The sequence below is a fragment of the Serratia sp. 25CWL12 genome (assembly GCF_055790885.1).
This window is the reverse complement of record NZ_CM147698.1, coordinates 4,071,230-4,084,955: the sequence shown is the minus strand read 5'-3', so window position 1 is coordinate 4,084,955 and position 13,726 is coordinate 4,071,230. Positions and strand designations below refer to the sequence as shown.

General features: G+C 50.9%; 13 protein-coding genes. 5 read left to right on the top strand and 8 right to left on the bottom strand.

The window, feature by feature from the left end; genetic code table 11:
- Window positions 1-10: 10 nt before the first annotated feature.
- Both envC and gpmM read right to left on the bottom strand, forming a co-directional pair.
- Entirely contained in the window at window positions 11-1,342 is a 1,332-nt protein-coding gene (envC, locus tag ACX9GV_RS17765) for a murein hydrolase activator EnvC (protein ID WP_473196404.1), read from the bottom strand.
- A gap of 9 nt (window positions 1,343-1,351) precedes the next feature.
- A complete protein-coding gene (gpmM, locus tag ACX9GV_RS17760; protein ID WP_023490538.1) occupies window positions 1,352-2,896 on the bottom strand; it encodes a 2,3-bisphosphoglycerate-independent phosphoglycerate mutase in 1,545 nt (514 codons plus the stop codon).
- A 356-nt stretch (window positions 2,897-3,252) separates the two neighbouring features.
- On the opposite strand from gpmM, the gene ACX9GV_RS17755 reads away from it, so the two are divergent.
- The 4 genes from ACX9GV_RS17755 to cysE all read left to right on the top strand — a co-directional run bounded on the left by ACX9GV_RS17755 (window position 3,253) and on the right by cysE (window position 6,194).
- Window positions 3,253-3,687 (top strand): rhodanese-like domain-containing protein, encoded by a 435-nt coding sequence (locus tag ACX9GV_RS17755; RefSeq protein ID WP_473196403.1) that lies wholly within the window; start codon window positions 3,253-3,255, stop codon window positions 3,685-3,687.
- Window positions 3,688-3,787: 100 nt separating this feature from the next.
- Window positions 3,788-4,270, top strand: a complete 483-nt coding sequence (gene secB, locus ACX9GV_RS17750; RefSeq protein WP_473196402.1) for a protein-export chaperone SecB — start codon at window positions 3,788-3,790, stop codon at window positions 4,268-4,270.
- A complete protein-coding gene (gene gpsA, locus ACX9GV_RS17745) occupies window positions 4,270-5,289 on the top strand; it encodes an NAD(P)H-dependent glycerol-3-phosphate dehydrogenase (RefSeq protein ID WP_473196401.1) in 1,020 nt (339 codons plus the stop codon). The genes secB and gpsA overlap by 1 nt, the downstream gene beginning before the upstream one ends.
- Window positions 5,290-5,372: 83 nt before the next feature.
- Window positions 5,373-6,194: a serine O-acetyltransferase gene (gene cysE / locus ACX9GV_RS17740; protein ID WP_473196400.1), complete on the top strand. Its 822-nt coding sequence runs from the start codon at window positions 5,373-5,375 to the stop codon at window positions 6,192-6,194.
- 252 nt (window positions 6,195-6,446) lie between these two features.
- Here cysE and trmL read toward each other — a convergent pair whose 3' ends face one another.
- From trmL to cpxR, 3 genes are read right to left on the bottom strand one after another with little or no spacing between them, the layout of a single operon-like run.
- Window positions 6,447-6,920, bottom strand: coding sequence for a tRNA (uridine(34)/cytosine(34)/5-carboxymethylaminomethyluridine(34)-2'-O)-methyltransferase TrmL (gene trmL / locus ACX9GV_RS17735; RefSeq protein ID WP_473196399.1), 474 nt, complete (start codon window positions 6,918-6,920; stop codon window positions 6,447-6,449).
- A 57-nt stretch (window positions 6,921-6,977) separates the two neighbouring features.
- Window positions 6,978-8,348: an envelope stress sensor histidine kinase CpxA gene (cpxA, locus tag ACX9GV_RS17730; RefSeq protein ID WP_473196398.1), complete on the bottom strand. Its 1,371-nt coding sequence runs from the start codon at window positions 8,346-8,348 to the stop codon at window positions 6,978-6,980.
- Window positions 8,345-9,043: an envelope stress response regulator transcription factor CpxR gene (gene cpxR / locus ACX9GV_RS17725; RefSeq protein WP_023491254.1), complete on the bottom strand. Its 699-nt coding sequence runs from the start codon at window positions 9,041-9,043 to the stop codon at window positions 8,345-8,347. The genes cpxA and cpxR overlap by 4 nt, the downstream gene beginning before the upstream one ends.
- A gap of 148 nt (window positions 9,044-9,191) precedes the next feature.
- Between cpxR and cpxP the strand changes: the two genes are divergently transcribed.
- Complete coding sequence (gene cpxP / locus ACX9GV_RS17720; protein ID WP_023491255.1) at window positions 9,192-9,653, top strand: cell-envelope stress modulator CpxP; 462 nt, start codon at window positions 9,192-9,194, stop codon at window positions 9,651-9,653.
- Between the two features lie 124 nt (window positions 9,654-9,777).
- Here cpxP and ACX9GV_RS17715 read toward each other — a convergent pair whose 3' ends face one another.
- The 3 genes from ACX9GV_RS17715 to ACX9GV_RS17705 form a co-directional block, all read right to left on the bottom strand.
- On the bottom strand, window positions 9,778-10,608 hold the full coding sequence (locus ACX9GV_RS17715) for an alpha/beta hydrolase (protein WP_473196397.1): 831 nt from the start codon (window positions 10,606-10,608) through the stop codon (window positions 9,778-9,780).
- Between the two features lie 266 nt (window positions 10,609-10,874).
- A complete protein-coding gene (locus ACX9GV_RS17710) occupies window positions 10,875-12,593 on the bottom strand; it encodes a putative 2-aminoethylphosphonate ABC transporter permease subunit (protein WP_473196396.1) in 1,719 nt (572 codons plus the stop codon).
- The gene (locus tag ACX9GV_RS17705; RefSeq protein ID WP_473196395.1) at window positions 12,590-13,654 is read right to left on the bottom strand and encodes a putative 2-aminoethylphosphonate ABC transporter ATP-binding protein; all 1,065 of its coding nucleotides are present in this window, start codon (window positions 13,652-13,654) and stop codon (window positions 12,590-12,592) included. Before ACX9GV_RS17705 ends, ACX9GV_RS17710 begins: the two co-directional genes overlap by 4 nt.
- Window positions 13,655-13,726: the final 72 nt, after the last annotated feature.

The window sequence follows — 13,726 nt, the reverse complement described above, 5'->3', positions numbered from 1 at the left end:
TAGTACAAAGCTACCTTCCTAACCATGGCACCGGGTTGACCGCTCGGCCTTGGCGACGAATTTCAAAGTAGAGCGACGGTGTACCCTGCCCACCACTGGTACCCACCAAGGCGATGGGTTGGCCAGCACGCACTTGTGCATCGACGTTAACCAACGCACTCTGATTGTAACCGTACAGACTCATATCACCCTGGCCGTGGTCAACGACGATCACCAGGCCGTAACCTTGCAGCCAGTCAGCCAGCAGAACCCGGCCATCGGCAATGGCTTTTACTTCGCTGCCTTCTCGAGCTTCGATCACAATACCTTTCCAGCGTAACTCACCCTGCAGTTGTTCGCCAAAATTATGTTGGACGCGACCTCGTACTGGCCACATCGCTTGCCCAGATGGCTGACCCAAACCACCGGTTCGTGCCATCAATGAACGTTCGCTTTCACTGGGTTTATAGCTGGTGCCGGTTTTTTTCGCCTGCTGTTCTTTGACCTTCACTTGTTCACGTACTTTAGTCGCTTCACGCGCTTCCCGTTCGGCGCGGGCTCTAGCTTCACGTTCTGCCCGGGCGATTTGGTCACGTAGACGGGTTTCGTTCTGGCGTAATTCCACTAGCCGCTGTTGATCTTTTTCCAACGAGGCTTCTAATGACACCAAGGTTTTTTTACGTGCACTGCGCGCCTGCTCCAACTTTTGTTGCTGGCTTTGCTGTTCGTTAAGTAGAGATTTTTGTTGACCTTGTTTAGCCACCAGCGAACGTTTCTGTTCCGCCAATTGACGGCGAGTCTGCTTGAGTTGTTCTATGGATTGCTGGCGTGCTTCATTGAGGTAACCGAAATAGGCGAGAATACGTTCGCTACGTTGGCTTTCTTCACCACTGAGAATAAGCTGCAATGCGCCATGTTGCCCTTGTCGAAACGCCGCATCAAGTTGCTTGGCGAGGATTTCTTGCTGGGTGGCTTGTTGTTTTTCCAGTTTGGCGATTGAGGTATTAAGGCCAGAAATATCTTTGCCCAGTACCGTGAGTGTTCCTTGGGTACCATGTAACGCGCGGCTAGCTTGTGCGATGCTTTTTTCTTGCTGCTTGAGCTGATCCTGCAAGGAACTGCGTTTCTGCTGCTGCCGTTTAACTGCCTGCTCTTTTTCTGCGATGCTCTGCTGGATGTCTTTGAGTTGGGAGTTGTTATCTTCTGCACTGTGGCTGGTTAATGGCCACAACAATGCGCCAGCAAAAAAAACACTGGCGCAGAGGGTAGCAAACGACCACCCAGCATATTCAGGCCGTGATAGCTTGCCTGAATATGCGTTTGGCGTTGCCTTTGATGATACAAAAGTGGCCTTCTCCTTCATGGAGAAGGATTATTCCACGATGAACAGCGGCTTACCAGTCATCTCTTGCGGGATTTCCATTCCCATCAATGACAGCATGGTGGGGGCGATATCTGACAGTTTGCCACCTTCTACCGCTTTGGCCGCTTTACCCACATAAATCAACGGTACTGGCAAGCTGGTATGTGCGGTGTGCGCCTGGCCAGTTGCGGGATCGCGCATTTGTTCTGCGTTGCCATGATCGGCGGTGATCAACAGTTGGCCATCAACGGCTTTCACGGCATCAACCACCTGCGCGATGCAGTTATCCAGAGTTTCTACCGCCTTGACAGCTGCTTCGTAAATGCCGGTATGACCTACCATGTCGCCATTCGGGTAGTTACAGATAATGGTGTCATATTTACCGCTGTTGATAGCGGCCAGCAGTTCTTTGGTGAGTTCTGCTGAACTCATTTCTGGTTGCAGATCGTAGGTGGCGACTTTGGGCGAGTTGATCAGCAGACGATCTTCACCTTTAAATGGCTCTTCGACACCGCCGTTATAGAAGAAGGTGACATGAGCGTATTTTTCGGTTTCGGAGATGCGTAGCTGGGTTTTATTGTGTTTCATCAGCCACTCACCGAAGGTATTGGTCAGTGACTCTGGCGGGTAGGCACTGGCCGTCTGAATATCGGCTGCGTACTCGGTCAACATCACGAAATCACAGAATTTGACCACTTTGCTCCGTGGGAAACCATCGAAATCGGCATTCACAAAGGCACGGGTGATTTGACGCGCACGGTCAGCACGGAAGTTCATAAAGATAAGTGCATCACCATCATTCATGGCGGCAGAGGCTTCACCTGCGGCCTGAATCACGGTGGGTTTGACGAATTCGTCGTTCTCATCACGAGCGTAAGCTGCTTGCAGTGCGCTGACTGCGTTATCGGCAGTATATTCGCCCTTTGCCTGAGTCATCAGATCATAGGCCAATTGCACCCGATCCCAACGGTTATCACGGTCCATGGCATAGTAACGGCCCACCACCGATGCGATGCGACCACAACCCAGTTGGGTAAATTGGTCATTGAAACGTTTCAGTGTATTTTCAGCACTGCGCGGTGGTGTATCACGACCATCCAGGAAGGCATGCAGGTAAACCGCTTTGGCTCCCCGTTGTGCTGCCAGTTGGACCATGGCCAGAATATGGTCTTCATGGCTATGTACGCCCCCTGGGGACATCAAACCCATAATATGGACCGCTTTACCCGCTTTTACTGCGTTATCGACAGCGTTGGTCAGTATTGAGTTGGTGAAGAAATCACCCTCTTTAATCTCTTTGTCCAGACGGGTCAGATCCTGATACACGATACGCCCGGCCCCCAAGTTAACGTGGCCCACTTCCGAGTTACCCATCTGGCCATCGGGTAAGCCGACATCCAGGCCTGAAGCGGCAATCAGGGTATGTGGCTGTTGCTGCCACAGTTGATCCATCACGGGTGTGTTGGCATTCAGGATCGCATTATCCTGTTGCTCTTCCCGGTAGCCGTAACCGTCCAGGATCACCAGTACCATGGGCTTTTTCGTGCTCGACATTGCAATAACCTCTTTTATGATCGCTATACGTGTCATCTTTCAAGTAGCTATTAACGGCTTGTCACTTGAAGGATGATAGGTATACAAGTTGTGAATAGCCATCAGCCCACAGGAGTGATGGCTATTCACTCTCCCAAACCGGGTAATTCTACAACGTAGCTGGCTAAAAAGAACCCAGAGAGATCAAATATGCACTTAACGACGGTGCATTTCTGGCTCTCCTCAGGGTATTTTTCCAATTTACTCCGCAGTTTCTGCATTCCGGTATTGCTTATTGGCTGTATTTGCCGCATTCGGCAGGTATACTCTGAAGCCTTGACTTATTTTCCCTTAACTGACGGGAGTTGTTACCCCCCATGCTGCAAGAAATTATGCTATTTGTTAGTAGGAACACCATACTGAGCCTGGCTTGGGTCGCTTTACTGATTGCTGTGATCGTCATGACCTTCAAGAGCCGTTTCTCTAAGGTGAAAGAGATCGGTCGAGGTCAGGCTACCCTAATGATTAACAAAGAAGACGCGGTTATTGTCGATATCCGCAGCCGTGATGATTTCCGTAAAGGCCATATTGCCAACGCTATCAACCTGACGGCAAGCGAAATAAAAAGCGGCAGCTTTGGCGAGTTGGAAAAGCATAAAGCTCAACCTGTGATTGTGGTTTGCGCCAATGGTACGAGCTCTCGCGCGCCAGCAGAAAACTTGAGCAAAGCCGGGTTTGAAAACGTTTATACTTTGAAAGACGGCATTACGGGCTGGAGTGGTGAAAACCTGCCATTGGCTCGCGGCAAGTAAGTTTTATACTCGATCTGGTTGACGGGGCATCCCAGTCACAGAGCGTCAATAAAGCAAGATAGTTAAACAATAAATATAGTTAAACAAGGATATTACACACATGTCAGAACAAAATAGCGCAGAAATGGCTTTCCAGATCCAACGTATTTATACCAAAGATATCTCATTCGAAGCACCACAGGCTCCGCAGGTATTCCAGCAAGAGTGGCAACCAGAAGTGAAACTCGATCTGGACACGGCTTCGACTCTGCTGGCTGATGACGTGTACGAAGTGGTGCTGCGTGTTACCGTAACCGCTTCTCTGGGTGAAGAAACTGCTTTCCTGTGTGAAGTTCAACAGGCAGGGATTTTCTCTGTATCTGGTATCGAAGGTACACAGTTGGCACATTGCCTGGGTGCATACTGCCCGAACATTTTGTTCCCTTATGCGCGTGAGTGCATCACCAACCTGGTTTCTCGCGGTACATTCCCGCAGTTGAATCTGGCCCCTGTCAATTTTGACGCACTGTTCATGAGCTATTTGCAGCAGCAAGCGGCGGAAACAGCGGGAACGGAAGGTGCTGAACCGCGTCAGGATGCCTGATGAGTAGCGTCAATGCTTCAATGACTGTCATCGGTGCCGGCTCGTACGGCACCGCATTGGCTATTACACTGGCACGTAACGGTTATCCGGTCGTGCTCTGGGGGCATAACCCAGAACAGATCCAAATTATGCAGCGTGAACGCTGCAATCAGGCGTTTCTGCCTGATGTCCCCTTCCCCGATACTTTGTTGCTTGAAACCGATTTGGCTCGTGCGCTGGCCGCCAGCCGAGATGTGCTGGTGGTCGTTCCCAGCCATGTTTTTGGCGATGTACTGCGTCAGTTGAAGCCCCATCTGCGTCAGGATGCTCGTATTGTCTGGGCCACCAAAGGGCTAGAAACCGAAACCGGTCGCCTGCTGCAAGATGTAGCACGGGATGCGCTTGGGCCGGATATCCCACTGGCGGTGCTCTCTGGGCCAACGTTTGCCAAAGAGTTGGCGGCAGGGCTGCCTACGGCTATCGCGCTGGCAGCCACGGACCAACAGTTTGCCGATGACCTGCAGCAATTGTTGCATTGTGGCAAAAGTTTCCGCGTGTACAGTAATCCGGATTTTATCGGTGTGCAGTTAGGGGGCGCGGTTAAAAACGTGATTGCAATTGGTGCCGGGATGTCAGACGGCATTGGTTTTGGTGCTAACGCCCGTACCGCATTGATTACCCGTGGCTTGGCGGAAATGAGCCGCCTGGGTTCAGCGTTGGGTGCCGATCCGGCCACTTTTATGGGGATGGCTGGGCTGGGTGATCTGGTATTGACCTGTACTGATAATCAGTCTCGCAACCGGCGTTTTGGTATTATGCTGGGGCAAGGTATGGGAGTACAGGAAGCCCAAGAGGCAATTGGTCAAGTAGTAGAGGGCTACCGCAATACCAAGGAAGTATTGGCACTGGCGCAGCGTTTTGGGGTGGAAATGCCCATTACTGAGCAGGTTTATCAAGTGCTGTATTGTGGTAAAAATGCCCGTGAGGCAGCATTGAGCCTGCTTGGGCGGACCAAGAAAGACGAAAAGCGCAGTGTTTGATCCCCGAGGTATTGCTCGGGTGCTGAAGTGATGGCGAAAGGCTGTTTTTTTTGAGGCGGAGAATTTGAGGCGGAGAAAAAGGGATGTCGTCAGAAGAGTTAGCACAGGTGTGGAACAATATTAAATCAGAAGCGAGGGCATTGGCTGAATGTGAACCGATGTTGGCCAGCTTTTTTCATGCGACCTTGCTCAAGCATGAAAATCTGGGCAGTGCACTGAGTTATATTCTGGCCAATAAATTGGCTAACCCCATCATGCCAGCGATTGCCGTGCGTGAAGTGGTGGAAGATGCCTACCGTTCTGATGCACAGATGATTGTTTCCGCCGCCCGCGATATTCTGGCGGTACGCTTGCGTGACCCTGCTGTGGATAAATACTCAACGCCATTGCTCTATCTGAAAGGTTTCCATGCCTTGCAGGCTTACCGTATTGGTCATTGGCTATGGAAGCAAGGCCGCCAGGCTTTAGCCATTTATCTGCAAAACCAAATCTCCGTCGCTTTTTGTGTCGATATACACCCGGCCGCCAACATTGGTTGCGGCATTATGCTCGACCATGCCACCGGCATTGTGATTGGTGAAACCGCCGTGGTGGAGAATAACGTCTCTATTCTGCAGTCGGTGACGCTGGGTGGGACAGGCAAAACCGGGGGTGATCGCCATCCGAAAATCCGTGAAGGGGTGATGATTGGCGCGGGGGCTAAAATCCTCGGCAACATTGAAGTCGGCAAAGGGGCAAAAATTGGTGCGGGTTCGGTGGTATTACAGCCGGTTCCGCCACATACCACTGTTGCTGGCGTTCCCGCACGTATTGTTGGTCGCCCGGAAAGTGATACTCCCTCCATGGATATGGACCAGTACTTCAATGGCGACAATAACGGATTTGAATATGGCGACGGGATCTAGCGCTATACACTAAATAATTCGAGTTGTTGGCAGCGGCGCTGCGTTGGCTACGCTCGCTCACCCGAATCATTTACCCATGTAAGCTTATCGGGGTTAATAAACCTCTTCCATGAGGTTCACCCTGCGGACCAGCGCTTGCCGTCTACCTGCAATTTCTTTGAACTTGGGTATATACCCCAGTGAAATCAAGTTGCCGGCTAAAAGCACGGTGCACTTTTGAACACCACTCTCGCGTAATATCAACTGTACGCGCTACTCTTTGAGTAGTGCACCTGCGTAGTCCAATTGGCGCCAGGCTTCATAAACCACCACCGAGACAGCGTTTGACAGGTTCATACTACGGCTCTGGGCCAGCATGGGGATACGAATTTTCTGTTGTGCAGGTAGCTCATCCAGAATACTGGCGGGCAGGCCGCGGGTTTCTGGGCCAAATAGCAGATAATCCCCAGCCTGGTAGCTGACCGCACTGTGTGCTGGTGTGCCTTTAGTGGTCAGCGCGAAGAGCCGCTGGGGGTTTTCGCTGGCGAGGAAAGTCGCATAATCGGCATGGCGCTTGATGCTGACAAATTCATGGTAATCCAGCCCGGCTCGGCGTAGGCGTTTATCATCCCAAGGGAACCCCATCGGCTCGATCAGATGCAGTTGGAAACCGGTATTAGCACACAGACGGATAATATTGCCGGTATTAGGTGGAATTTCGGGTTCAAATAAAACGATATTCAGCATGTCAAAAGCCTCTCACGACGAGGCGAGCAGAATAACAAAATCTTGTAACGCTGGCGATTAACGCTGATGTAATGGCAGCCATAATACCAAGCGCAACCCACCCAACGGACTGTCTTCTGCTTTGATCCAGCCACGATGCTGATTGACGGCGGCTTCCACAATGGCCAAACCGAGACCAGATCCACCGGATTGACGGTCACGGGCTTCATCGGTGCGGTAAAATGGCCGGAAAATATGTTCACGCTCTTCCGGGCTGACACCGGGGCCATCATCATCGACCACGATAGTAATACCCTGATTATCAACACTAAATGCCACGGCGATCTGCGTATGAGAATAACGTAAGGCATTGCGAACAATATTTTCCAATGCACTATCCAGCGCCGCAGGGTTGCCATAGAAGGTCCAGGGGCCTGGGGGTGCGGTGACAGTCAGTTGTTTCCCCATCTGTTCGGCTTCAAAACAGGCGTTATCCAGCACCTCGGCCCACAATTGATTGGCTTTCACTAGTTCGCGTGCCAGTTCGCTCTTTTGCTGCCCACGAGATAACTGCAGTAAATCGTTAATCATTGAATCCAGGCGTTGGGCTTCCATTTCAATCCGTGCAAGCTCATGCCCTTCACCGTGGCGGCGGCGCATTAACGCGGTTGCCAACTGTAGACGGGTTAATGGGGTGCGCAATTCGTGGGAAATATCAGAAATCAGCCGTTGCTGGGCAGTCATCATTCTTTCGAGCGCGCTCACCATCTGGTTAAAACTGGCTCCGGTGGCCAGGAACTCTTGTGGCCCGGACTCCAGTTCCGGGTGCTGCTTCAGGTTGCCGTGAGCCACATCATCGGCAGCATTTTTCAACTTGCGCGCAGGTTTAGCCAGGCTCCAAGACAACCAGAGCAATAGCGGGGCGCTGATCAGCATGGTGAAAATCAGCATCATTAATGGCCTATCAAACAGCAGATTAATAAAATCTGATTGCGGGCTGTTGGCGGGCCTGATCAAGTACAACTGGTAATTATCTTCACCATCACTAATCGAGAAAGGACCGACTAACTCTACTCGGCCATACTTTTTCTTTTTCGGTTGGTCTGAGTTATCTGATTGACCGATGAAATTGCGCACCACCTGCATCTCATTACGCTGTGCGCCAATCACTCGCCCTTCGCTGGTGACCAGCAGCAGGCGCTGGCCCGGTGGAGCCCATTTCTCGATGGCACGAAACAGCCGCCGCCACCACATCAAGTCATTGGGCGGATCGTTTTGCAGCTCAGCCTCGACGTGCTGCTCCAGCATCACCCCTTGCCGCTGTTCGCTGTCTAGCAATGAGGTCATTTGGCGTGAATCAAGTTTGGGCACCATCAACACCAGCATCAGCACCAACGCTAATGTGAACCAGAAAATAGCGAAGATGCGTGCCGTCAAACTATTAATCATGTAGCAGATACCATCAAATAACCGCGACCACGCAAGGTTTTGAACCAAGGATGACCATCTTTACGGTTCGGCAATTTACGCCGTAAGTTGGAGATGTGCATATCAATCGCGCGATCAAAGGGTGTCAAACGTTTACCCAGCACTTCCTGGCTGAGTAACTCGCGGGAAACCACCTGCCCAAGATGCTTTGCCAGCAAATAGAGTAAGGTAAATTCGGTACCCGTCAGCTCCAACTCATGCCCATCAAAACTGGCTTCTTGGCGACCTGGGTTGAGTTGCAGGCCATCTACATCCAGCGTAGGGGCACCGTTATCCATAGTCTGCTGCTGTTCGTTCCAGTTGGAACGGCGCAGAATAGCCCGGATACGAGCAAGCAGTTCGCGGTCATTAAACGGTTTCGGCAGATAGTCATCCGCCCCCAGTTCCAGGCCAAGAACCCGATCCAGTTCACTACCGCGTGCTGTCAGCATGATCACGGGCGTCTGGTGATTCTGGCGCAGCTCTTTCAAGGTATCGATACCGTTTTTCTTCGGCATCATGATATCGAGCAACAGCAGATCGATGGAGCTGTCTAGCAGCGACAACGCCTGTTCACCGTCGTAAGCGACGACAATGTTAAACCCTTCCATTTCGAGCAGTTCTTTCAGTAGCGAGGTTAACTCGCGGTCGTCGTCAACTAACAGAATTTTATTCATTGTGCTTTACCTCCAAAGGCAAAATACGCTATCAACTGCTGGCATTCCATGACTTTACGTAGTTTTACATGCACTGACGCATGTTTGCAGGTACGGCGATACACTGCTCTTCGTTGATTCGCAAAGTCAGAAAGCGCGAGGAGCTCAAATGTTTAAGGTAGGCGCAGTGGTTATGGCATCAATGCTAGTGATAGGTTCTAGCACTCCTGCTTTTGCTGCACCGAAAACTGACCTGCCTTATGTTGATGACTTTTTACTTGGAACCTCAGGTCAGAATCACATATTTGATGGCGTTGACCTTACTGAACAGCAACGCCAGCAAATGCGCGACTTAATGCGCCAGGGTCATGACGACCCGCCAGGGGTTAATGTAGTAGAAATAGACACCATGTATAAACTGGTGACGGCAAATAAATTTGATGAAGCCGCCGTGCACGACCAGGCGGAAAAGATGGTTCATCAGCAGGTAAAACACCAGGTCGAATTGGCCCGGATACGCAACCAAATGTATAACCTGCTGACACCAGAGCAAAAAAATGTTTTAGACCAGAAACATCAGCAACGTATGCAGCATATTTCTGGTTTACAAGGAACTTCTGCCCAGAAGTAGAGTACGACTGAGTAAACCCTGTTTTTCCTTGCCATAATACCATCCCTATTTTCCCCGTCGTAATGGCGGGGCTTTTTTTATCCGGCGTCAGTCAATATTCCTATTTATTTAATAAAATCATCGGTCAGGCTTTTTCGAACAACGTCTGCAATGAGTTAACCAACAGACCATCCGCGTGTTCAAATTCATACAACTGAGTAAAATGGTCATCGTGACCCACTTCTTGATAGGTGACATCACACCCAATAGCCTTAAGCCCGGCATAGAGCTCTTGAGAATGCCTTATCAGCTCAGGTAACTCCCCACCACCAACATGAACAGCGGTTGGTCCACCTTGGGCGAGTTTATTGATGGGGCTGTATTTCTCTATCTCTTCACCGATTAATGCTAGTTTCTCATTCAACCAGCACAGGCTGATAGGTTGTAAATCAATCAACGCGCTGATTGGCATGGAATGTGAAATCAGCGGGTGGCTGCGGTGAATAGCGGTTAAATGGCCGCCAGCGGAATGGCCACCAAGACAGACTTTACCTTGGGTAATATTAAATTCAGCACGATGCTGATGGAGGTAATCTAAGAGTAGGCCAATCTCGCTAACTATTTGTGTCATTGATGCATCGGGCGCTAAAGTGTATTCGGCGAGAATAACATTAATCCCTGCATTTAAAATGCCGTTGGCAATAAAGGCAAAATCCTCTTTGTTACAGTTCTGCCAATAGCCGCCGTGGATAAAAATAAAGGTAGGGCACCCTTTTTTGTCAGCAGGGAAGTAGTCGAAGGTGGTTCTTGGGGATGAGTGATAAGGTATGTTTCTTTGTGAGCTCTTTTCTGAATATAATTTTTTGCTTCTGGCCTGAAACTCACCTAATAGCTCGGCAAAGTTTTTAACGGCTTTAGTATTATTGTATGCAGCGTCTAATTGCTCGCGAGTCATTCCTTTGTATACTTCTTTCATCTTAAATATTCCTTATCTACACCCGTCGCCAATCAAGCTGCAAAAATTTTGGCGATGCTCAAACGTTTCTACCGCATGAAGTCGGGTTATTCGGGTTTTGCTAAAAACACGTGCCAAGCCTACCACTGCCGTTTTTTATTGGTTAAGCATAATGTGTGCTTTATTGCGCGTATTACCCGATAAAGGAGGTTAGTTTAGTCTTACCGTTGATGCCTTTCCCGCCGATGCCGCGAGAGGGGGCCTCACTCTCGCGGATCTTTTATCTTTTATCTCTGGCGCCAGCGCTGAGTTCTTTCCAACAGTGCACGGCTGAGGCCAAGCTGAATAAGCTTAACCGTAGCGGCGGCCAGCAAGATTAACGTTGCCATGGCGGCAGCGGTGGCGGTATCCCCGGAATCTTCCATATTTAGCACCGCAACCGAAGCCAACACCGTGTCGCTGGAGTAGAGGAAGATCACCGCCGAGGTGGTGGTCATGGCGTTGACAAACAAGTAGATGAAAATTTCCAATAAAGCAGGCAGTGAGGCTGGCAGGGTGATCCGCCAGAATGTTTTCCACTGCGAAATACGCAAAGAGATGGCAACCAGTTCCAGCTCTTTCGGTAACTGCTTCAGGCTGGTCAGCGCGGTCATATGGCCCACCGTGTAGTAGTGGATCACACAAGAGAGCACCATCAACGGTAAGGTACCGTATAGAGCACTTAGCAAACTGTCAGCACGGTTAAAAAAGAAGATATAGCCCAACCCCAGCACCAGCCCGGGTACTGCCAGCGAAAGCATGGCAAGCAGGTGGATGAGGTGGCGCAACGGGGCGAAATATTGCCCTTTCTCTTGCACCCAGGCGATGACCATGATGATAACCGTTCCACTGATGGCCGTGAGCGCCCCCAGTTTTAGCGTATTGATAAAGGGTTGCCAGCCATAAACACTATTACTGTTAAAGGCGTAGTGATCTAACGTCAAATTGAGTTTATAAGGCCAGAACTGTACCAGCGATCCATAGATGGCCATCCCCACCAGGGCGAAAAACAGCAGCGTCCACAGGCTGCACCAAAGCAGAGCCAGCAAGTCCCGCAAGCGATGTGGTGCTGGTTGATAGGGAACTGACCGGCTATTACTCTGTTCCTGCATCTTACTGCGCACCCGGTGCTCCAGGGCAAAGCTCAATAGTGCTGGCAGCAAAAGGATGACGCTGGTCACCGCACCCAGTGAAAAGTTTTGCAGCCCAACAACCTGGATATAGATATCCGTCGCCAACACACTAAACTGCCCGCCGATAACTTTCGCCACCCCGAAGTCACAGATAGTGAGCGTGAAAACGGCAATCGCCGCACTGAGCAAACCATAGCGAGCAGCGGGCAACGTCACGGTGAAAAAGGTTCGCCAGGCAGGGCTACCGAGCACCTTGGCCGCCTCGTAAAGGCGTGCATCACTATGACTGAGAGCGGTAATAAGAATCATCAAGGCATGAGGAAAGCACCAAAAACTGAGGCCCATCACGATACCAATGGGGCCATAGATACTCGCATCACCCAGTAACCCTTTGGCAATCCCCTGGTTACCAAACCAGTAAACCAGACTGATAGCCGGTAACAATGAGGGCATCAGGAGAGGAATAAGGGCAATCAAGCGGAACAGGGATTTCCCAGGCATGCAAGTACGGGTCAGCGCATAGGCATAACCAAAGGCGACAGTGACCACCAATAGCGTAATGCTCAAGCCAAGCGAAAGGGTATTACTGATGGTACGCCCTAGCGATGGGGTGGAAAGATAATGACGGAAGTTGGCAAAGCCGACCCAGCTACCGTCACTGTCTTGCAGGCTTTTTTGCAGCATGGCGAGCACCGGGAACAGCAGCCCACCTGCGAACAAGGCAATCCCCAGTAGCAACAGAATCAACTGTAGGCCCTTATCGCGGCTCCAACTACCCAATAACCGTTGCCAGATTGAATAACGAGGAACGGTGGTAACAAGATGCTGTGTCATGCGGCTTTCCCATAAAAAGGTTGCATAGCACTGGTGGGCCAGTGCAGAGAGCACGCCATGCCGCTGCGCCAGTCTTGACCTTCATGGTTAGAGAGTTGTACCAGCAGCCGCTGGGGGCCCATTAGCGTATCGGCCAGGCAGATCAACCGCTGGGCAGCACCGAGAAACTCCACTTGCTCAATCCTGGCTTGTAGCCCTTGCTGCGCTGGTGCTGCCAGGCTGATAGCTTCAGGGCGGATAGCCACCTGCAACGTACTGCCTGCAGCGGCATGATTGGTCAGCGGCAGCGGCTGCTCGTTAAGACGCACCTGCTGAGCATTGAGTACCTGCGTATCGAGAAAGTTCATACTGCCAACAAAGCTGGCAACAAAACGGCTTGCGGGATGATGGTAGATCTCCTGCGGCGTCCCGACTTGCACAATGGTGCCATGTTCCATCACCACAATGCGGTCCGCCATAGTGAGTGCTTCTTCCTGATCGTGAGTCACCATAATCGTGGTGATCCCCAACCGTTGTTGCAGGGCACGAATTTCACTACGCAGATGGGTACGTACCAGCGCATCGAGGGCACTTAGGGGCTCATCAAGCAGCAATAACCCCGGTGATAAAGCCAAAGCCCTGGCTAAGGCCACTCGCTGTTGCTGACCACCTGAGATTTGGCTTGGATATTTATTCGACTGCGCACCAAGGCCAATCAAGGCGAGCCAGTGGTCCACTCGCTGTTTTACTACCTGACTATCGAGCCCTTGATTTCGTAACCCAAACGCAATGTTCTCCGCCACTGTTAGATTAGGGAACAGGGCATAAGACTGGAATACAATGCCAAAATCCCGTTTCTGCGGAGGGAGCGGTGAAATATCGCGCCCCCCTTGCCAGATTTCACCGCTGTCTGGCAGATCAAGCCCGGCGATAGCCCGTAATAAGGTGGTTTTTCCACACCCGGAGGGGCCGAGAAAACAGACAAATTCCCCTTTCTTTACGGTCAGGGAGATATCTTTGAGTGCCTGAAAGGCCTTGAAGTGTTTGTTAAGGTGTTTGATATCCAGATAGGGCTGGGTCATGGCAAGGCTCGCGGCTATTTTTGGTCTATACCAAATTAGCGTTGAAATATGACGATGCCATGAATAAACAGT

Excerpts from the sequence above, each read along its gene's own strand:
- envC (WP_473196404.1), bottom strand. The coding sequence starts at position 1,342 with ATGAAGGAGAAGGCCACTTTTGTATCATCAAAGGCAACGCCAAACGCA.
- gpmM (WP_023490538.1), bottom strand. The coding sequence starts at position 2,896 with ATGTCGAGCACGAAAAAGCCCATGGTACTGGTGATCCTGGACGGTTAC.
- ACX9GV_RS17755 (WP_473196403.1), top strand. The coding sequence starts at position 3,253 with ATGCTGCAAGAAATTATGCTATTTGTTAGTAGGAACACCATACTGAGC.
- secB (WP_473196402.1), top strand. The coding sequence starts at position 3,788 with ATGTCAGAACAAAATAGCGCAGAAATGGCTTTCCAGATCCAACGTATT.
- gpsA (WP_473196401.1), top strand. The coding sequence starts at position 4,270 with ATGAGTAGCGTCAATGCTTCAATGACTGTCATCGGTGCCGGCTCGTAC.
- cysE (WP_473196400.1), top strand. The coding sequence starts at position 5,373 with ATGTCGTCAGAAGAGTTAGCACAGGTGTGGAACAATATTAAATCAGAA.
- trmL (WP_473196399.1), bottom strand. The coding sequence starts at position 6,920 with ATGCTGAATATCGTTTTATTTGAACCCGAAATTCCACCTAATACCGGC.
- cpxA (WP_473196398.1), bottom strand. The coding sequence starts at position 8,348 with ATGATTAATAGTTTGACGGCACGCATCTTCGCTATTTTCTGGTTCACA.
- cpxR (WP_023491254.1), bottom strand. The coding sequence starts at position 9,043 with ATGAATAAAATTCTGTTAGTTGACGACGACCGCGAGTTAACCTCGCTA.
- cpxP (WP_023491255.1), top strand. The coding sequence starts at position 9,192 with ATGTTTAAGGTAGGCGCAGTGGTTATGGCATCAATGCTAGTGATAGGT.
- ACX9GV_RS17715 (WP_473196397.1), bottom strand. The coding sequence starts at position 10,608 with ATGAAAGAAGTATACAAAGGAATGACTCGCGAGCAATTAGACGCTGCA.
- ACX9GV_RS17710 (WP_473196396.1), bottom strand. The coding sequence starts at position 12,593 with ATGACACAGCATCTTGTTACCACCGTTCCTCGTTATTCAATCTGGCAA.
- ACX9GV_RS17705 (WP_473196395.1), bottom strand. The coding sequence starts at position 13,654 with ATGACCCAGCCCTATCTGGATATCAAACACCTTAACAAACACTTCAAG.